Source organism: Bradyrhizobium sp. GW821-FHT13H05 (assembly GCF_058804065.1).
In genome coordinates this window covers 21,942-41,816 of record NZ_JBXAPO010000015.1, presented here as the reverse complement: position 1 = coordinate 41,816, position 19,875 = coordinate 21,942, and the positions used below count along the sequence as shown (strand labels likewise).

Below are 19,875 nucleotides of genomic sequence, written 5' to 3'. Positions count from 1 at the left end.
ACGGTGGGGTGTCAGGGTGCCGGGTTGAGCGGCAGCGGACTGGACGATGGGTCACATCGCCGGGAACGCTGATCAGCTTCCGGGACACGGCCGCCGGATGACTGGTCGGATGTGGCTGCGCCATCAGGACGGCGTGCGCGGCGGTATCGCGATCGGTCTCCTCCGGGCTTGCCTTGTCATGGCGAATGCGACGATTTGCACCTTTGGTTCCATCGCCTTGAGTCCGTCACCTTCTCCGCGCATTTCATGCGACAAGCGGCGTTCGTCCGCGATTTCCGGGAGTCCATCCATGATCGGTCTTGTTCGCGCCGTCACACTCTGCGCCGCGCTGACGCTCGGCCTTTCGGCCGCGCTGGCCGCCGACAAAGCCTTCAAGCGCGACGATCTTGCCGATTCCGCGATCAAGCTGGAGGCGCAGATCAAGAGCGAGGCGGGGCCGGTCGCCAAGACCAGCGCGACGCTGCGCACCGACGCCGACGCCGCTTTCCGGCGCAATGATTATCGCACCGGCCTGTCGGTGCTGGGCCAGATCGCGGCGACCACGCCGGAGGATACCGGCAACTGGCTTCGGCTCGCCAAGGTGATCTTCCAGATATCGCCGAAAAGCTCGAGCGAGCAGACCTTCCTGCTGGAGCGCGCCTCGACCGCCGCCTACATCGCCTATCAGCGCGCCGGCAATCCGGGCGAGGAGGCCGATGCGCTCGCCGTGCTCGGCAAGTCGCTGGCCGAGCGAAAGCTGTGGCGGCCGGCGCTGGATGCGCTGCGGCTGTCGCTTGACATGCGCGAGGTCGCCGATGTCCGCGGCCAATATGAGAAGATGCGCGACGAGCACGGCTTCCGGCTGCTCGACTATACCGTGGACTCGGATTCGGCGAGCCCGCGCGCCTGCTTCCAGTTCTCGGAAGAGCTGGCCAAGCGCACCGATTTCGCGCCGTTTTTGGCCCTCGCAGGTCAGGACAAGCCGGCGCTGTCGGCGGAGGGCAAGCAGCTCTGCGTTGACGGCCTGAAGCACGGCGAGCGCTATAACATCAATCTGCGCGCCGGCCTGCCGTCCACGGTGAAGGAGGGCCTGCCGAAATCGGCCGAGTTCAACGTCTATGTGCGCGACCGCAAACCGTTCGTGCGCTTCACCAGCCGCGCCTATGTGCTGCCCCGGACCGGCCAGCGCGGCATTCCCGTGGTCAGCGTCAACACGCCCGCGGTCAACATCAACGTCTTCCGGATCGGCGACCGCAATTTGATCAACACGGTGGTGGACAGCGATTTCCAGAAGACGCTGTCGAAATACCAGCTCTCCGATCTCGGCGACGAGCGCGGCGTAAAAGTCTGGACCGGCGAGCTCGCGACCGCGATGGCGCTGAACCAGGATGTCACCACCGCATTCCCGGTCGACCAGGCGCTGGGCGAGCTTCAGCCCGGCGTGTACGTAATGACCGCCGCTGCCAAGGGCCCGGGCTCCGACGACGACTACCAGCTCGCTACGCAATGGTTCATCGTCTCCGACCTCGGGGTCACAGCCTATTCGGGCAATGACGGCATCCATGTCTTCGTGAACTCGCTGGCCTCGACCGATCCGGTCGGCAAGGCCGAGGTTCGGCTTGTCGCGCGCAACAACGAGATCCTGGCGACGCGCAAGACCGACGAGAGCGGCCATGTGCTGTTCGAGGCTGGCCTTGCGCGCGGCGAGGGCGGCCTGTCGCCGGCGATGCTGACGGTCACGGGCGAGAAGGCGGATTACGCCTTCCTGAGCCTGAAGACCTCGGCCTTCGATCTGTCCGACCGCGGCGTCGCGGGCCGCGTGGTGCCTGCGGGCGCCGATGCCTTCGTCTATGCCGAGCGCGGCGTCTACCGCTCCAGCGAGACTGTCTACCTCACGGCGCTGCTGCGCGACGGGCAGGGCAATGCCGTCACGGGTGGACCGATGACGCTGGTGGTCGAGCGCCCCGATGGCGTCGAGTACCGCCGCGCCGTGCTGGCCGACCAGGGCGCCGGTGGCCGCTCGCTCGCCGTATCGCTCAACTCGGCCGTTCCGACCGGGACGTGGCGGGTGCGCGCCTTCACCGATCCGAAGGGCTCGTCGGTCGGCGAGACCACCTTCATGGTCGAGGACTACGTTCCTGACAGGATCGAATTCGACTTGTCCGCCAAGGACAAACTGATCAAAGCTAACGCTCCAGTGGAGCTTAAGGCAGACGGCCATTTCCTCTACGGCGCGCCCGCCTCGGGCCTCGCGCTTGAAGGCGACATGCTGATCGCGCCCGCAAGCGAACGGCCGGGCTTTTCCGGATACCAGTTCGGCGTTGCCGATAAGGAGACCACCTCGAACGAGCGCACGCCGCTGGAGAATTTGCCGGAGGCGGACGCCAACGGCGTTGCGACTTTCCCGGTGACGCTGGACAAGCAGCCGGCCTCGACGCGCCCGCAGGAGGCGCAGATCTTCGTCCGCATGGTCGAGACCGGCGGACGCGCGGTCGAGCGCAAGCTCGTGTTGCCGGTCGCGCCCGCGACCGCGCTGATCGGCGTCAAGCCGCTCTTCGGCGACAAGAACGTTGCCGAGGGCGACAAGGCCGAGTTCGACGTGGTGTTCGTCTCGCCAGAGGGCCAGACGTTGCGCCGCGACGGCCTCCGCTACGAGCTCCTGAAGATGGAGTCGCGCTATCAGTGGTATCGCCAAAACAATTACTGGGAGTACGAGCCGGTCAAGTCGACCTCGCGCGTCGCTGATGGTGACGTCACGATTGCCGCCGACAAGCCGTCGCGGATCTCGCTCAACCCGCAGCCCGGCCGCTACCGGCTGGATGTGAAATCGAACGATGCCGACGGCCCGGTGACCTCGGTGCAGTTCGACGTCGGCTGGTATTCCGACGGCAGCGCCGACACGCCCGATTTGCTGGAGACCTCGATCGACAAGCCGCAATACGCCTCCGGCGACACCATGACGGTGTCGGTGAATGTCCGCAGCGCCGGCAAGCTCACCGTCAATGTGCTCGGTGACCGCCTGCTGACGACGCAGACCATCGACGTCAAGGAGGGGACCGCGCAGGTCAAGCTTCCGGTCGGCAAGGATTGGGGCACCGGCGCCTATGTGGTGGCAACGCTGCGCCGCCCGCTCGATGCCGCGGCACAGCGCATGCCGGGGCGCGCCATCGGCCTAAAGTGGTTCGGGATCGACAAGCAGACCCGTACGCTCCAGGTGAAGCTGACGCCGCCGGCGCTGATCCGGCCGAACGGGACGCTGAAGATCCCGGTCAAGCTCGACGGGCTCAATCCGGGCGAGGACGCCAAAATTGTCATTGCCGCGGTCGATGTCGGCATCCTCAATCTCACCAATTACAAGCCGCCGGCGCCGGATGATTACTATCTCGGCCAGCGCCGCCTGAGCGCGGAAATCCGCGATCTCTATGGGCAATTGATCGACGGCATGTCGGGCACGCGCGGCCAGATCAAGTCCGGCGGTGACGCAGGAGCTGCCGAATTGCAGGGCTCGCCGCCCGCGCAAAAGCCGCTGGCGCTCTATTCAGGAATCGTCACCGTTGCCGCTGACGGCACTGCGGAGGTGAGCTTCGACATTCCGGAGTTCGCCGGCACCGCGCGCGTCATGGCGGTGGCCTGGACCGCGACCAAACTTGGCCGCGCCAACACCGACGTCGTGATCCGCGACCCCGTGGTGCTGACCACGACCCTGCCGCGCTTCCTGCTCAACGGCGACCACGGCACGGTCAATCTGGAGATCGATAATGTCGAGGGCCAGGCCGGCGACTATGTCATCAACGTGAAGACGGGCGGGCCGGTGAAGATGACCGGCAATCCCGCAACCACCGTGAAGCTCGCGGCCAAGCAACGCAATTCGTTCACGCTCGCGATCGATGCGACCGCGGCGGGGCAGGCGACGCTCGACGTCGACATCAAGGGGCCGAATGGCTTGGCACTCGCGCGCCACTATGCGCTCGACGTCAAGGCGGCAACGCAGGTGCTGGCGCGGCGCTCGATCCGGACGCTGGCGAAGGGCGAGAGCCTGACGCTGACCTCGGACATGTTCGCCGACCTCGTGCCGGGCACCGGCAGCGTCTCGGTTTCCGCGAGCCTGTCGACCGCGCTCGATGCGGCGACGATCCTGAAGGCGCTCGACCGTTACCCCTATGGCTGCTCGGAGCAGATCACGAGCCGCGCCATGCCGCTGCTCTACGTCAACGACCTCGCGGCCGGTGCGCACCTCGCCATGGACACCGAGGTCGACCAGCGCATCCGTGACGCGATCGAGCGGCTTTTGGCCCGTCAGGGCTCCAATGGCTCGTTCGGCCTGTGGTCGGCGGGCGGCGACGATGCCTGGCTCGACGCCTATGTGACGGACTTCCTCACCCGCGCCCGCGAAAAGGGCTTTGTGGTACCGGACGTGCTGTTCAAGAACGCGCTGGACCGTATCCGCAACTCCGTGGTCAACGGCAACGAGCCGGAGAAGGACGGCGGCCGCGATCTCGCCTACGGCCTCTACGTGCTCGCACGTAACGGGGCCGCGCCGATCGGCGATCTCCGCTACCTCGCCGACACCAAGCTCAGCAACCTCGCAACGCCGATCGCGAAGTCGCAGCTTGCCGCTGCGCTGGCGCTGGTCGGCGATCGCAACCGCGCGGAGCGGGTCTATGGTGCCGCGCTCGACAGCCTGGCGCCGAAGCCCGTGCTGGAGTTCGGCCGCACCGACTACGGCTCGCAGCTCCGCGATGCCGCAGCGCTGGTCTCGCTTGCCAGCGAAGGCAACGCGCCGAAGGCAACGCTGACGCAGGCGGTGTCGCGGGTCGAAGTCGCGCGCGGGCTCACGCCCTACACCTCCACGCAGGAGAATGCATGGCTGGTGCTGGCGGCGCGGGCGCTGGCCAAGGAAAACCTCTCGATCGAGGTCGACGGGCAGTCCGTGAAGACTGTGCTCTATCGCAGCTACAAGGCTGCGACGCTGGAGGGCAAGCCGCTGAAGATCACCAACACCGGCGATGCGCCGGTGCAGGCGGTGATCTCGGTGTCGGGCTCGCCGGTCACGCCGGAGCCGGCAGCATCGAACGGCTTCAAGATCGAGCGCAGTTATTTTACGCTCGACGGCAAGCCCGCCGACATCAGCAAGGTCAAGCAGAACGACCGCTTCGCCGTGGTGCTGAAGATCACCGAGGCCAAGCCCGAGTACGGCCACATCATGGTGTCTGATTATCTGCCCGCGGGCCTCGAGATCGACAATCCGAAGCTGGTGTCGTCGGGCGACAGCGGCACGCTGGACTGGATCGAGGACGGCGAGGAGCCTGAGGATACCGAGTTCCGCGACGACCGCTTCACCGCGGCCGTCGACCGGGCCTCCGACTCCAAGTCGGTCTTCACCGTCGCCTATGTCGTGCGCGCGGTTTCGCCCGGCAAATACGTGCTGCCGCAGGCCTATGTCGAGGACATGTACAATCCCTCGCGCTATGGCCGGACGGGCACGGGCACTGTCGAGGTGCGGGCGGCGAAATGAGTGGTGCTGGGATCAGCGAGGGCGATAATTGCTCCCGTCATTCCGGGGCGGCTCGAAGAGCGGAACCCGGAATCTCGAGGTTCCGGGTCTGGTCCTTCGGACCATCCCGGAACGACGGCCGCCGCGCAGGGCACGGCCGTCGTATCCTCGCAGTCGCCGCGCTTGCGTTGATCCTCGCCATCGTGGGCTTCGTCGGCTGGGTCTATTCGCTCGGCCCGCTGCCACTCGACGAGTCCCGCGCGGTCTCCACCACCATTGTCGACCGCAACGGCAAGCTGCTGCGTGCCTATGCGATGGCGGACGGACGCTGGCGGCTGCCGGTCGAGACAAAGGTGAATGTCGATCCGACCTATCTCAAACTGCTGTTCGCCTATGAGGACCAGCGCTTCTATGCCCATGACGGCATCGACCCGCTCGCGCTGGGGCGCGCGGCGTTGCAGCTCACGACACGCGGCCACATCGTGTCCGGCGGCTCGACCATCACCATGCAGCTGGCGCGGCTGATGGAGCCGCGGCGGCAGCGTTCGCTCTACGCAAAGCTGCGGCAGATGGTGCGCGCTGTCGAGATCGAGCGCAGCATGAGCAAGAGCGAGATCCTCGACCTCTATCTCGCGCTGGCGCCCTATGGCGGCAATCTCGAAGGCATCCGCGCCGCCTCGATCGCCTATCTCGGCAAGGAGCCGAAGCGGCTGTCGCTGGCCGAAGCCGCCTTGCTGGTCGCGCTGCCGCAATCGCCGGAGACGCGCCGGCTCGACCGCTATCCCGACGCGGCGCGCAAGGCCCGCGACCGCGTGCTCGATCGCATGGTCGAAGAGCACGTGATCAGCCTGGACGACGCCAGGCAGGCCAAGCTCGTGCCCGTGCCGACGCTGCGCAAGCCGATGCCGATTCTGGCGCCGCACGCCTCCGACACGGCGCTCGCAACGGTCAAGGATACCTCGGTCATCAAGCTGACGCTGGATGCGAACTTGCAGAAAGTGCTGGAACCCTTGGCGCGCGACCGCGCCATTGCGCTCGGGCAAAACATCTCGGTCGGCATCATCGTGGTCGACAATGAGAGCGGCGACGTGCTCGCGCGCGTCGGCTCGGCGGATTATTTCGACGACAGCCGGGCCGGGCAGGTCGACATGACCCGCGCCATCCGCTCGCCAGGCTCGACGCTCAAGCCCTTCATCTACGGGCTCGCATTCGAGGACGGCTTCGTCCATCCCGACAGCCTGATCGACGACCGGCCCGTCCGCTTCGGCTCCTACGCGCCGGAAAATTTCGACATGACGTTCCAGGGCACGGTGCCCGTGAAGAAGGCGCTGCAATTGTCGCTGAACGTGCCGGCCATCGTGCTGCTCGACCGCGTCGGCGCGAGCCGGCTGTCCTCGCGGCTGCGGCAGGCCGGCGGCAATCTGGTCCTGCCCAAGGACGAGGCGCCGGGCCTCGCCATGGGCCTCGGCGGCGTCGGCGTAACGCTCCAGGACCTCGCCCAGCTCTACGCGGGCTTTGCCCGGCTCGGCACCACCAAGCCGCTGCGCGAGGTGATGGCCGCCAGGGACGACCGGGAGCCGCTCCGGCTCTTGGACCCGGTCGCAGCCTGGCAAGTCGGCAACGTGCTGCTGGGCACGCCGCCGCCGGAAAACGCGGCCCACAACCGGATCGCCTTCAAGACCGGTACCTCCTACGGCTATCGTGACGCCTGGTCGGTCGGCTTCGACGGCCGCATGACCATTGGCGTCTGGGTCGGCCGGCCCGATGGCGCGCCGGTTCCCGGCCTGATCGGCCGCGTCGCCGCCGCGCCCATCCTGTTCGACGCCTTCGCCCGCACCGGCAAGACGCTGACGCCGCTGCCGAAGCCGCCCAAGGGAACCCTGGTCGCCAGCAACGCGAAGTTGCCGTTGCCGCTGAAACGGTTCCGCGCGGTCGGGGAGTTGGTGCGGGCCGGCGGCGAGCAGGCGCTGCACATCCAGTTCCCGCTCAATGGCTCGCGGATCGACGTCGATCGGTCGGGGGGCTCTGAGGCCGCAGCCATGCCCGTAAAAGTGGCCGGCGGCGTGCTGCCCATGACCGTCATGGTTAACGGAACGTCGCTCGGCGAGATCGACGGTCGCCGCCAGCGGCTGATCGATCCGCCCGGTCCGGGCTTTGCGCGGCTCACCGTGATCGACGCCACTGGCGCCGCGGACACAGTTGTCATTCGAATTCAATGACTCGGCCTTAACCGGTTGTCGGAATGACGGTTTCAGCGTAAGCGGAACCAATGGCCGAGACCTATCCAAGCCCCCGTTTTGGAGCCCCCCGTGAGCCGAAAGCGCCGGTGAATCCGGGCAGCCGGCTCGTGCTCATGCTCGACTTCGCCACGGCCAGCCATGCCCGCGCGGTCGCCTTTCTGCTGCTGTGTGGGCTGCTGCTGTTCCTGCCGGGCTTCTTCACGATCCCGCCGGTCGATCGCGACGAGGCACGGTTCGCCCAAGCCACCAAGCAGATGGTCGAAAGCGGCGATTATGTCGACATCCGCTTCCAGGAAGACGTCCGCTACAAGAAACCGGTCGGCATCTACTGGTTGCAGTCCGCCGCGGTTGAAATTGCCTCGGCACTCAAGCTGCCGAAGGCCGAATTGCGCATCTGGGTCTATCGGCTGCCGTCGCTGATCGGCGCCATCGGCGCCGTGCTGATGACCTATTGGGCCGCGCTCGGCTTCGTCACGCGACGCGCCGCCGTGCTCGCCGCACTCCTGATGTGCGCCTCCGTGCTGCTCGGCGTCGAGGCGCGGCTCGCGAAAACCGACGCGATGCTGCTGTTCTGCGTGACCGCCGCCATAGGTGCGATGGCGCGCGCCTATCTGTCCTGGCAGCGCGCCGAGGACGAGACCCATCCGCCCTGGACCTGGCCCGCGATCTTCTGGACAGCGCTCGCGGTCGGCATCCTGATCAAGGGTCCGCTGATCCTGATGTTCGCCGGCCTGACCATCGTCGCACTGGCGATCCAGGACCGCGATTCCTCCTGGCTGTGGAAGCTGCGCCCGCTCTGGGGCCTGATGTGGATGCTGGTGCTGGTGCTGCCCTGGTTCGTCGCGATCTTCTGGCGCGCCGGTGATGCCTTCTTCGCCGATTCCGTCGGCGGCGACATGCTGAGCAAGATCGGCGCCCAGGAATCCCATGGTGCGCCGCCCGGACTGTATCTCGCGCTGTTCTGGATCACCTTCTGGCCGGGCGCGCCGCTGGCGGCGATGGCGGCGCCTGCGGTGTGGCGGGCGCGCCGCGAGCCGGGCGCGCAGTTCCTGCTGGCCTGGCTGATCCCGTCCTGGATCGTGTTCGAGGCGGTGCTGACCAAGCTGCCGCATTACGTGCTGCCGCTGTATCCGGCGATCGCGATCCTCACCGTCGGCGCGCTGGAGCGGAACGTGCTGTCGCGCTCGTGGCTCGCGCGCGGCTCGGCCTGGTGGTTCGCGATTCCTGCTTCCGCCTCGATCATCGCGGTGGTCGGCGCGGTCATGCTGACACGGCAGCCGGCCTTCGTGGCCTGGCCGTTCATCGCGGCTTCGCTGATCTTCGGCCTGTTCGCCTGGTGGCTGTTCGACAGCAATCGTGCCGAGCGCTCGGTGCTGAACGCACTGGTCGCAGCCCTGATGCTGGCGTTCGTGGTCTACGGCATCGTGTTGCCGTCGCTGACGCCGGTGTTTCCGAGCATCGAGGTCGCGCGCGCATTGCGCAACGTCACCTGCGTCGGACCGAAGGCCGCCGCTGCCGGCTATCACGAGCCGAGTCTCGTGTTCCTGACGGGCACGCAGACACTGCTCACCGACGGCTCGGGGGCAGCAGACTTCCTGCGGCAGGGCAGCTGTCGCTTCGCGCTGATCGAGCAGCGCTCGGAGCGCAGCTTCGCGCAGCGCGCCGAGGCGATCGGGCTGCGCTACAAGGTCGGCACGCGCATCGACGGCTATAACTTCTCGCAAGGGCGCGCGATCTCGATCTCGATCTTCCGTTCGGAAGGCACCGAATAGGATGCCCGTGACGACCGACATCGCGCCGCGTCCGGGCTATCCCGCGCAATTGCTCACTGTGGCGGGGCGTGCGCTGGCGCAGCTCGTGCGCTCGCCCTCGCATTCGCGCCGCGCCGAAGCTGCGCGAAAACTGGCGCGGCATTCGCTGTGGCTGAGCGCTGCGGGCGCGGCCCTGGTTATCGTGCTGATGGTTGCGTTCGACCGGACCGAGATCCAGCTGATGCCGGCGCGCGGCACGCCGGGCCTCTGGCCGATCCGCATCCTCACCGATTTCGGCAAGGACGAGTATGTGCTCTCCGTGCTCGGGGCTGCGCTGGTGATCGTGGCGCTGGTTTCGGCCGGCGTGTATGGCACCCGCCGCGCGTTGCTGCTCGGCCTCGGCACGCGGCTCCAGTTCCTGTTTCTGTCCGTTGCCCTGTCCGTGTTCGTCGCCGAGATCCTGAAATATCTGATCGGCCGCGGTCGTCCGTTCGTCGGCGGCCAGGCCAATCCGTTCAACTTCGTCCCGTTCGAGGGAACGGGGGCCTATGCCAGCCTGCCGTCCGGCCACGCGGTGACGGCGTTCGCGCTGGCGTTTGCGGTCTCGGCGCTGTGGCCGCGCCTGCGCGTGTTCATGTTCACTTACGCGATCGTGATCCTGCTGACACGCCTCGTGCTGCTCGCGCATCATCCGAGCGATGTCGCGGCCGGCGCCCTGGTCGGCATGGTCGGCGCCATGGCGGTCCGCTACTGGTTCGCGGCCCGACGGCTGGGCTTCGCGATCCGGGCTGACGGCAGCATTCTGGCCCTTCCGGGACCGGATGGAGGGCGCCTCAAAAGGGTTGCCCGCGGCGCCTCCGCCCCATAAAAGCGGCTGCTTGCCGGGGCCTCCGGTTCCCCAGGGGCAGGCCAATTCCAACCACGAGCTTCGCTTTGTCGTCGTCCCAGCCTTCGGTCTCCATCGTCGTTCCCGTGCGCAACGAAGCCGACAACATTGCGCCCCTGATCGCGGAGATCACGGCAGCGCTCGATGGCCGCTGGGATTACGAGATCGTCTACGTCAATGACGGTTCGACGGATGCGACCGGCGAACGGCTCAACGCCATCATGGCGCAGCGGAGCAATCTACGGCAGCTCCGTCACGCCAGATCCGGCGGCCAGTCGGCCGCGGTGCGCAGCGGCGTGCGTGCCGCGCGCGGCGCGATCGTGGCCACACTCGACGGCGATGGACAGAACAATCCGGCCTTCCTGCCGGACCTGATCTCGGCGGTCGAGAAGAGCACCCATGTCGGACTTGCCGCGGGCCAGCGCGTCGGGCGCAAGGATACAGGCTTCAAGAAACTCCAGTCGCGCGTGGCGAACAAGGTCCGCAACGCGATCCTGAACGACGGTACGCGCGACACCGGTTGCGGCCTGAAGGCATTCCGGCGCGAGGTGTTCCTGATGCTGCCCTATTTCGACGGTTTGCATCGCTTCCTGCCGGCGCTGGTGCGCCGCGAGGGCTACGAGATCGCCTATGTCGACGTGATCGACCGGCCGCGCCATTCCGGCGTGTCAAACTACGGCTTCTTCGACCGGCTGTGGATCGGGATCATGGATCTCGCCGGCGTGTGGTGGCTGATCCGCCGCAAGAAGCCGACACCAGACGTGACCGAGGTGAAGGCATGATCATCCATTACGGCCAGGCGCTGAGCGACTATCTCTACGACGTCTTCGTCGCCAAGTTCGATTTCTGGCTCGCGTTCGGCCTCGTCGCGCAGCTGTTCTTCACCGCGCGCTTCCTGGTGCAGTGGATCGCGAGCGAGCGCGCCGGCAACAGCGTGGTGCCGATGGCGTTCTGGTTCTGCTCGATGGGCGGCGGGTTGATGACGCTGGTCTACGGCGTCGTGAAGCGCGAGCCCGTGATCATCCTCGGACAGGCGCTGGCCACGGTTATCTACATCCGCAACATCATGCTGATCATCAAGAACCGCGGGCGCGCGTCGAAGACGCTGGAGCGCTGATCCAAGGTCGAGCGCGGCAAGGCATCCGGATTTCTCGATCGGCATGCGCAAATTACCGACCATCGTGTTCGTATCGGTGCTTCTGGTCGGCCTGACTTCACTTGGGCTCGGCCTTGTCGAGCTCGGCAGCACCATTGCATTCCTCGCGCGAGCCGAGCAGACGGAGGCGCGCTTCTCCGGCGCCGTCGCGCGAAGCGGCGGCAATCATGGCGGGACGTTTCTCTATCCGACGTTTCAATTCGTGACACGCGACGGCCGTGCGATGACGTTCACGTCCGCATCAGGATCGACCGATCAACCCTATGCGGACGGCGAGCGCGTCAAGATCGCCTATGACCCTCGACGGCCCGACGATGCGCGCCTGGTGTCGTTCCTGACGCTGTGGATTGCTCCGGTTCTGCTCTGTTGCGCAGGCCTGCTTCTGGCCGGCGGCGCGGTTGCCGTTCGCACAGCCCTAGCGCGGCAACGCCGAGGCGGCGCCTGACGCGGGCAGGGCGGCCGTCTCCGTCTCGGTCCTGCGATAGGGCTCGCCGGCCGCGTCCAGCACGGGATAGGCGACCGAGCAGATATGCGAATGGATGCGGCGCAGGTCGCGCAGCACGTCGAGGTGCAGCGAGGTGGTCTCGATGGTTTCTGGGCGGCCCTCGCGCAGGCGGTCGAGATGGCGCTCGACGGCGGCAAGCTCGGTGTTCTTCAGGGTGGTCTTCTCCACCAGCAGCTTGCGCGCTTCGTTCGCATCGCCCGACATGAACACGCCGAAGGCGATCCGGAGCGATTCCATCGTGCGCTTGTGGAAGGCGGCGAGCTCCTCGGAGCCCTCGGTCGAGAATTGGAAGCGACGCTTGATCTTCTTGGTCGCAAGCTCGCTCAGGCTCTTGTCGATGATGTCGCCGATATGTTCGAGGTTGATGGCGAAGGAGATGATCTCCATCGCGCGCCGCCCCTCGCTCTCGTCGAGGCTGCCACGCATGAGTTTCGTCACGTAGAGCTTGATGGCTTCATCCAGGCCGTCGACGACATTGTCCATCTTCGAGACCTGGTCGACCAGGACACGGTCGCCCGTCATCATCGCGGTCATGACCTTGCGCAGCATGACCTCGACAAAGTCGCCCATGCGCAAGGTCTCGCGGGCGGCGTCGGCGAGCGCCAGCGACGGCGTCTCCAGCGCGGTCTCGTCGAGATAGCGCGGACGGGCCGGGTCGGTCTCCTGCACGCGATCCGGCAAGAGGCGGGTCAACAGGCGCGACATGGGGTCGAGCAGACCGATGAAGATGATGGCGGTGCCGACGTTGAAGGCGATGTGGAAGGCTGCCGTCATCCTGGCGAGATCGGGCTGCCAGCCATGCATGTGCTCGGCGAGCACGCCCAGGAATGGCAGCACGAGGGCGATTCCGACGACGCGGTTGATGAGATTGCCGAGCGGCAGACGGTAGCTGGCGGGATCGTCGCGCCTGGCGCCTTCGAACACGGGATTGATGGCGCTGCCGAGATTGGCGCCGAGCACGAGGGCCAGTGCAGCGTAGGGCGTCACGAATTGCGAATAGGCCAGCGACATGATCAGCAACACGCTGGCGACGCTGGAATGCACGGCCCAGGTGATGAGCGCGGCGATCACGATGCACAGGATCGGATCCCCCGTGATGGCCGCCATGATGACGCGGACGCCGGGCGCATTCTCGGCCGGCGCCAGCGTGTCGAGCAGGATGTGCAGCGACAGCAGCATCAAGCCAAGACCGATCGCAATACGGCCGATATCCTTGATGCGCGAGCGTGGGCCGGAGCGGAAGGCAACGAGCCCGAGGACGAACAGCACGGGTGCGACGGCTGCGATGTTGAATGAGAGCGCCTGGACGATCAGCGTGGTGCCGACATTGGCTCCCAACATGATGGCGAGTGCCGCAACGAGGCTGAGCAGGCCCTCGGCCGCGAACGAGCTGGTGAGCAGGGCCGTCGCCGTGCTGCTCTGAAGCAGTGCGGTGAGCCCGAGGCCGGCGGCGAACGCGCTGGCGCGGTTGCCCAGTGCCTTACCGAGCAGGCGGCGCAGGTCGGGGCCGAAGGCACGCAGGATGCCGCTCTGGACCATATGCAGGCCCCACAGCAGCAGCGCGACGCCGCCCATCAGATCGAGCAGTACCAACGTTCCCATGCTCCGTGTCCGGATGAGAGTCGATTGGTGAGGCTAGCGCCAAATGCCTGGGGTTCAAACCATTTGTTGGCGCATCGGTGTTAACGTTTGCGCGGGTTGCACGTTCCCGCGGCGCGATGCCTTGTGAGCAGGCTCACATTGCCGCCTTGAGGGCAGCGAAGCCGAGATCGAGATCGGCCTTGAGATCGTCGGTGCTCTCGAGTCCGATGTGCAGGCGCAGGGTAGGTCCGCCCGGCGCCCACTTGGTCGCGGTGCGATAGCCGTCGCAGTCGAAGGGAATCGCAAGGCTCTCGAAGCCGCCCCAGGAAAAACCCATGCCGAACAGTTTGAGCGTGTTGAGCATGGTGTCGACCGCCGTCTGCGGGGCCGGTTTCAGCACGATGCTGAACAGGCCCGAGGCGCCGGTGAAGTCGCGCTTCCAGATCGCATGACCAGGATCGGTCTCGAGCCCCGGATGCAGCACGCGCGCGACCTCGGGACGGCCAGCGAGCCAGCGCGCCATGTCGAGCCCCGAACGATGATGCTGCGCCAGCCGCACCGAGAGCGTGCGCAGGCCGCGCAGCGCGAGGAAGACGTCGTCGGGACCGGCGCAGACACCGAGCAGGCGGATGCCTTCGATAATCTGCGGCCAGGCCTTGGCATTGGCCGAGATGGTGCCGAACATGATGTCGGAGTGACCGCCGATATATTTGGTGGCGGCCTGCATGCTGATGTCGACACCCTGATCGAGCGAGCGGTGATAGAGCGGCGTCGCCCAGGTGTTGTCGTCGATGACGAGCGCGTCGCGGGCATGCGCGACCTCGGCGATGGCGCGAATGTCGGGCATCTCGAACGATTGCGAGCCCGGTGCCTCCACCAGCACAGCGCGGGTGTTCGGCTTGAACAGCTTGTCGATGCCGGCGCCGATCATCGGATCGAAATAGGTGGTCTCGATACCAAGGCGGGCGAGCATGCCGTTGCAGAAATTGCGCGAGGGCCGATAGACGTTGTCGCAGACCAGCAGGTGGTCACCGGTCTTCAGCACCGAGAGCAGGGTGGTCGATATCGCCGACAGACCCGAGGGCACGATGCCGACGCCGGCACATTGCGGCCCCTCCAGCGCCATCAGCGTCTCCTGGAACGCCTTGGTGGTGGGGGAGCCGTGGCGGCCATAGGTGAACTCGCCGCGATGGGCATGCAGGTCCTCGGCGGTCGGATAGAGCACGGTCGAGCCGTGGAACACCGGCGGATTGACGAACCCCTTCTGCGCCTTGGTGTCGCGGCCGGAGGTGACCAGCCGGGTCTCGGCGTGCTGCTGGGAGGGGTGCGAGGAATCCATGCGCCTGCTTTCAAAACTGCGTTTCCGCCAGGCGCGAGGCACCCTGCGGGCCGGCCGAAAGGCCGCTGTCGTTAATAACAGAACACAGAAGAGTCCCGTCAACCCCTTGACCCGGCTCGCCAGTCGTTCTGTGATGCGCAGGTGCTATTCAGTCGCCGCATGTTGAGGGGCCTGCCGCGACCTTCGATCCATCGTCTGACCGGACCTTGCGCCACAGCCATCATGGCGGGCGCCTGCGGCGGGGATTAAGGTATGGCCTCCCGAGATCGGCGAGTGTTCGGCAAGGTTTTCCAGCATGACTCTTGCAGGGCTTGTCTTGACAAGGCTTGCCCTGGCAGAGGCGATCCTGAGACAACATTCCTGACCTTCAGACGACCTTGAAAGGCCTTCACCCCATGAAACGCGTAACCTTGGCTCTCACCCTTGCTCTCGCCGCCGGCCTCTCTGCCCAGGCCGCCGATGCGCAAACGCTCAAGACCATCAAGGACCGGGGCACGCTGTCCTGCGGCGTCAGCCAGGGCCTGCCGGGCTTCTCCTCGCCCGACGACAAGGGCAACTGGACCGGACTCGACGTCGACGTCTGCCGCGCCATCGCGGCCGCGATCTTCAACGACCCGACCAAGGTCAAGTTCGTGCCGACCTCGGCCAAGGACCGGTTCACCGCGCTGCAATCCGGCGAGATCGACGTGCTCTCGCGCAACACCACCTGGACCATCTCGCGCGACACCTCGCTCGGGGCCAACTTCACCGGCGTGACCTATTATGACGGGCAGGGCTTCATGGTGAAGAAGTCGCTCAAGGTGAATTCCGCGCTCGAGCTCAACAGCGCCTCGGTCTGCGTGCAGACCGGCACCACCACCGAGCAGAATCTCGCCGACTACTTCAAGGCCAACAACATGAAGTACGAGGTGATCGCGTTCGGCACCAACGACGAAACCGTCAAGGCCTACGAGGCCGGCCGCTGCGACGTCTTCACCACCGACCAGTCGGGCCTCTACGCCAACCGCCTCAAGCTCGCCAATCCCAATGATCACATGGTGCTCCCCGAGATCATCTCGAAGGAGCCGCTCGGCCCGATGGTGCGCCATGGCGACGACCAGTGGTTCGATATCGTGAAATGGACGCTGTTCGCGCTCGTCACCACCGAAGAGCTCGGCATCACCTCGAAGAACGTCGACGAGAAGGCGAAACTGGAAAATCCGGAGCTGAAGCGCGTGCTCGGCTCTGACGGCAATTTCGGCGAACAGCTCGGCCTCACCAAGGACTGGGTGGTGCGGATCGTGAAGGCCACCGGCAATTACGGCGAGGTGTTCGATCGCAACGTCGGCGCCGGCTCGCCGCTCGGCATCGCCCGCGGTCTCAATAATCTCTGGAACAAGGGCGGTCTCCAGTACGCGCCGCCGATCCGCTGATCCCGCCTGATCAGCGGCGCGCGCCCATGAGCACCGACGCTCGAAAACCGCCGCTCCAGATCGCGCTGAAGATCAGGCGCGTTCTGGGCGGCAAGGCAGGCTGGAACGGCGTCGCCGTCCAGTTTGCCTTCGCGGCGATCCTGGGCTGGATCGGCTATGAGATCGTCTTGAATGCCCGTGCCAACGTCGAAAACCAGCACATTGCCACCGGCTTCGGCTTCCTCAGGAACAATGCCGGCTTCGACGTCAACCAAACCCTGATCTCCTATACGGGCTCGGACACGTTCCTGCGAGTGTTCGTGGTCGGACTGCTGAACACGCTCGTGGTCTCGTTGGTGGGCATCGTGTTCTCCACATTGATCGGCTTCATCGTCGCGCTGTGCCGGTTATCGCCGAACTGGCTGCTGTCGCGCGTCGGGGAGATCTATGTCGAGATCATCCGCAACCTGCCGCTGCTGTTCCAGATCCTGTTCTGGTACCTGGCGGTGCTCGGGGCGTTGCCTAACCCGCGGCAGAGCATCTCGCTGTTCGGCGTCGCCTTCATCAGCAATCGCGGCCTCGTGATTCCCCAGCCGATTGGCCAGGCCGGGCTGGCACCGTTCCTGGCGGTGCTGGTCTCGGGCATCATTGCCGCGTTGGCGTTGCGCATCTATGCGCGGCGGGCGCTGTTTTTGCGCGGGCGGATGATCCGCCTCTGGCCTTACGTGCTGGGCCTCGTGATCGGGCTGCCGCTCGTCACCATGCTGGTGTTCGGTCTGCCCTTTACGGTCGAGCTGCCGCAGCTCAAGGGATTCAATTTCGCCGGCGGCGCGCGCATCATCCCGGAATTCGTGGCGCTGACGCTGGCGCTGTCAACTTACACTGCGGCTTTTATCGCCGAGATCGTGCGCGCCGGCATCCTGTCCGTCCACGCCGGCCAGATGGAGGCGGGGGCCTCGCTCGGCCTCAGCCGTGGCACCACGCTGCGGCTGATCGTGGTGCCACAGGCGATGCGCGTGATCGTGCCGCCGCTGACCAACCAGTACCTCAACCTCACCAAGAATTCCTCGCTGGCGGTCGCGATCGGCTATCCGGAACTCTTCTCGGTGTGGGCCGGCACGTCGCTCAGCCAGACCGGCCAAGCGATCGAGATCATCACCACGACGATGGGCGTCTACCTCATGATCTCGCTCATCACCAGCGCCGTCATGAGCGTCTACAGTTGGCGCCTCAGCCGGAGTCTCGGCGCATGACCGACACCACCGCGTCATCCTATGTCCGTCAGGACCTGGTCACTGAGCGTCCCGCGCCGGTGAAGACCACCGGTTTTGTCGGCCTGCTGCGCACCCGCCTGCTCAATTCGCCGACCAACATTCTGCTCACGATCGTCGGCGCGCTGCTGCTCTGGTTCACGATCGTCCCGTCGGTCAGGTTCCTGATCGTCGATGCGGTCTGGAGCGGCCAGGATCGGACGGCTTGCCTCGCCGAGAAGGCCGGATTCACCGTCGGCGCCTGCTGGCCCTTCATCCAGGCCAAGCTGCCGCAGTTGATCTACGGTTTCTATCCCGAGGCCGAACGCTGGCGGGTCAATCTCGCGCTCATCCTGGCGGCGGTCCTGCTGTTGCCGCTGCTGATTCCGCGCCTGCCGGCGAAGGGGCTCAACGCCGGCCTGTTCTTCTTCGCCTTCCCGGTGGTCGCGTTCTTCCTGTTGCATGGTGGCGGCATCCAAGGCTTTGGCGTGAGTTGGACCGCCGGCCTGCTGGAATTGTTCGACGACAGCATCATCAGCGCCGGGCAGGTCCTTCTCAGTCTCAGCAAGACATCGGCCATCGCGCCGCTGCTGTGGCTCGTCGGCAACCTCATCGCGCTGGTCGGCATAGCGGTCCACTGGCTGATCTTCCCGCTGACCTGGCTGCGGGACCAGCTCCAGGGGACGGGCCAGTCGGTCTGGGTCGATTTTGCGATCACGACCGCGTTCGTCTCGCTGATCGTCTTTGTCCTTGGCGGCGGCATGCGCGGCGGCGGGCGCGCGCTCGCGTCGAGCATTGCTACCTTCGTCGCCATGGCGATCGTCATCAAGCTGATGGGGCTCGACCACGGCGGGTTGCCGATCGTTGCCACTAACCTCTGGGGTGGCCTGCTGGTCACTCTGGTGGTGTCCGTCACCGGCATCGTCACCTCGCTGCCGATCGGCATCGCGCTGGCGCTCGGGCGCCGCTCCACCATTCCGCTGATCCGGATTTTCTCGATCGCGTTCATCGAGTTCTGGCGCGGCGTGCCGCTGGTCACGGTGCTGTTCTTCGCGACTTACATGCTGCCGCTGTTCCTGCCGGGCAATTTCACCGTCGACGGCCTGGTGCGCGCGCTGATCGGCATCGCGCTTTTCACAGGCGCCTACCAGGCCGAGAACGTCCGCGGCGGTCTCGCTGCGATCCCGCGCGGGCAGAGCGAGGCGGCGGCGGCGCTCGGGCTGTCCTGGTGGAGGACGACGTCACTGATCGTGCTGCCGCAGGCGCTGCGCCACGTCATCCCGAACCTCGTCAACAGCTTCATCTCACTGTTCAAGGACACGTCGCTGGTCTCGATCGTGGCACTGTTCGACCTGCTGGGCTCGCTCCGCGCGTCGTTCTCGGACCCGAAATGGTCGACGCCGTCAACCTTGTTCACCGGCTTTGCCTTCGCCGGCATCATCTACTTCATCTTCTGCTTTGGAATGTCGCGCTACTCGCTCTTCGTCGAGCATCGCCTCAACGCTCACCGCCGCAACTGATCGAGCTCACCATGACCGACCCCATCGTCAAGATTTCCGGCCTCAACAAATGGTACGGCGAGTTTCACGTGCTGCGCGACATCGACCTCGAGGTCCACAAGGGCGAGCGCATCGTGATCTGCGGTCCCTCGGGCTCCGGCAAGTCGACGCTGATCCGCTGCATCAATGCGCTGGAGGAATTCCAGGAGGGCGAGATCGTCGTCGACGGCATCGAGCTCGGGCCGAACCTCAAGCACGTCGACGCCGTGCGGCGCGAAGTCGGCATGGTGTTCCAGAGCTTCAATCTGTTTCCGCATCTGACCGTGCTGGACAATTGCACGCTGGCGCCGATCTGGGTGCGCAACATCCCCAAGAGAGATGCCGAGGCGACCGCGATGAAGTTCCTGGAGCGGGTCAAGATCCCGCATCAGGCCAACAAGTTTCCGGGACAGATGTCCGGCGGCCAGCAGCAGCGCGTCGCGATCGCCCGCGCCCTGACGATGAATCCGAAGGTGATGCTGTTCGACGAGCCGACCTCGGCGCTCGACCCCGAAATGGTCAAGGAGGTGCTCGACACCATGGTCGACCTTGCCGAGGAGGGCATGACCATGCTGGTCGTGACCCATGAGATGGGCTTTGCCCGCGAGGTCGCCAACCGCGTGGTCTTCATGGATGCCGGCCAGATCATCGAGGCCAACACGCCGAACGAGTTTTTCGCGGCTCCCCAGCACGCGCGGACGAAGCTGTTTTTGAGCCAGATCTTGCGGTGATCCCCGTAAGGCTAAAATTGTAACGATCGCCCTC

At 65.8% G+C, this 19,875-nt stretch carries 13 protein-coding genes; 11 read left to right on the top strand and 2 right to left on the bottom strand.

The genetic code is table 11. From position 1 onward, the window contains the following. Positions 1-289 precede the first annotated feature (289 nt). From AC1RR3_RS31250 to AC1RR3_RS31220, 7 genes are all read left to right on the top strand, one after another. Positions 290-5,494 carry an alpha-2-macroglobulin family protein gene (locus AC1RR3_RS31250; protein ID WP_492827912.1) on the top strand — a complete coding sequence of 1,735 codons (5,205 nt, stop codon included), beginning with the start codon at positions 290-292 and terminating at the stop codon, positions 5,492-5,494. Further along, entirely contained in the window at positions 5,491-7,692 is a 2,202-nt protein-coding gene (gene pbpC, locus AC1RR3_RS31245) for a penicillin-binding protein 1C (RefSeq protein WP_492827910.1), read from the top strand. The genes AC1RR3_RS31250 and pbpC overlap by 4 nt, the downstream gene beginning before the upstream one ends. A gap of 50 nt (positions 7,693-7,742) precedes the next feature. Continuing rightward, on the top strand, positions 7,743-9,485 hold the full coding sequence (locus AC1RR3_RS31240) for an ArnT family glycosyltransferase (protein ID WP_492827908.1): 1,743 nt from the start codon (positions 7,743-7,745) through the stop codon (positions 9,483-9,485). Between the two features lies 1 nt (position 9,486). Next, on the top strand, positions 9,487-10,332 hold the full coding sequence (locus AC1RR3_RS31235) for a phosphatase PAP2 family protein (protein WP_492827906.1): 846 nt from the start codon (positions 9,487-9,489) through the stop codon (positions 10,330-10,332). 65 nt (positions 10,333-10,397) lie between these two features. Next, positions 10,398-11,132, top strand: a complete 735-nt coding sequence (locus tag AC1RR3_RS31230) for a glycosyltransferase family 2 protein (protein WP_492827905.1) — start codon at positions 10,398-10,400, stop codon at positions 11,130-11,132. Then, entirely contained in the window at positions 11,129-11,467 is a 339-nt protein-coding gene (locus AC1RR3_RS31225; protein WP_492827903.1) for a lipid-A-disaccharide synthase N-terminal domain-containing protein, read from the top strand. The genes AC1RR3_RS31230 and AC1RR3_RS31225 overlap by 4 nt, the downstream gene beginning before the upstream one ends. Before the next feature lie 43 nt (positions 11,468-11,510). After that, the gene (locus tag AC1RR3_RS31220) at positions 11,511-11,951 is read left to right on the top strand and encodes a DUF3592 domain-containing protein (protein WP_492827901.1); all 441 of its coding nucleotides are present in this window, start codon (positions 11,511-11,513) and stop codon (positions 11,949-11,951) included. On the opposite strand, the gene AC1RR3_RS31215 is transcribed toward AC1RR3_RS31220, so the two are convergent. Together AC1RR3_RS31215 and metC are read right to left on the bottom strand one after the other, a co-directional pair. Beyond that, positions 11,922-13,613, bottom strand: coding sequence for a Na/Pi cotransporter family protein (locus tag AC1RR3_RS31215; RefSeq protein ID WP_492827900.1), 1,692 nt, complete (start codon positions 13,611-13,613; stop codon positions 11,922-11,924). The genes AC1RR3_RS31220 and AC1RR3_RS31215 overlap by 30 nt on opposite strands. Before the next feature lie 133 nt (positions 13,614-13,746). Beyond that, positions 13,747-14,931 carry a cystathionine beta-lyase gene (gene metC / locus AC1RR3_RS31210; protein WP_492827899.1) on the bottom strand — a complete coding sequence of 395 codons (1,185 nt, stop codon included), beginning with the start codon at positions 14,929-14,931 and terminating at the stop codon, positions 13,747-13,749. A 395-nt stretch (positions 14,932-15,326) separates the two neighbouring features. On the opposite strand from metC, the gene AC1RR3_RS31205 reads away from it, so the two are divergent. Genes AC1RR3_RS31205 through AC1RR3_RS31190 form a run of 4 tightly spaced genes read left to right on the top strand, consistent with a single transcriptional unit; the run spans position 15,327 to position 19,841 of the window. Beyond that, positions 15,327-16,343 carry an amino acid ABC transporter substrate-binding protein gene (locus AC1RR3_RS31205; RefSeq protein ID WP_492827897.1) on the top strand — a complete coding sequence of 339 codons (1,017 nt, stop codon included), beginning with the start codon at positions 15,327-15,329 and terminating at the stop codon, positions 16,341-16,343. Positions 16,344-16,369: 26 nt separating this feature from the next. After that, positions 16,370-17,575, top strand: coding sequence for an amino acid ABC transporter permease (locus AC1RR3_RS31200; protein ID WP_492827895.1), 1,206 nt, complete (start codon positions 16,370-16,372; stop codon positions 17,573-17,575). Next, positions 17,572-19,092, top strand: a complete 1,521-nt coding sequence (locus tag AC1RR3_RS31195) for an amino acid ABC transporter permease (protein WP_492827893.1) — start codon at positions 17,572-17,574, stop codon at positions 19,090-19,092. The genes AC1RR3_RS31200 and AC1RR3_RS31195 overlap by 4 nt, the downstream gene beginning before the upstream one ends. A gap of 11 nt (positions 19,093-19,103) precedes the next feature. Further along, positions 19,104-19,841 (top strand): amino acid ABC transporter ATP-binding protein, encoded by a 738-nt coding sequence (locus AC1RR3_RS31190; protein WP_492827892.1) that lies wholly within the window; start codon positions 19,104-19,106, stop codon positions 19,839-19,841. The last annotated feature ends 34 nt before the right edge of the window (positions 19,842-19,875 follow it).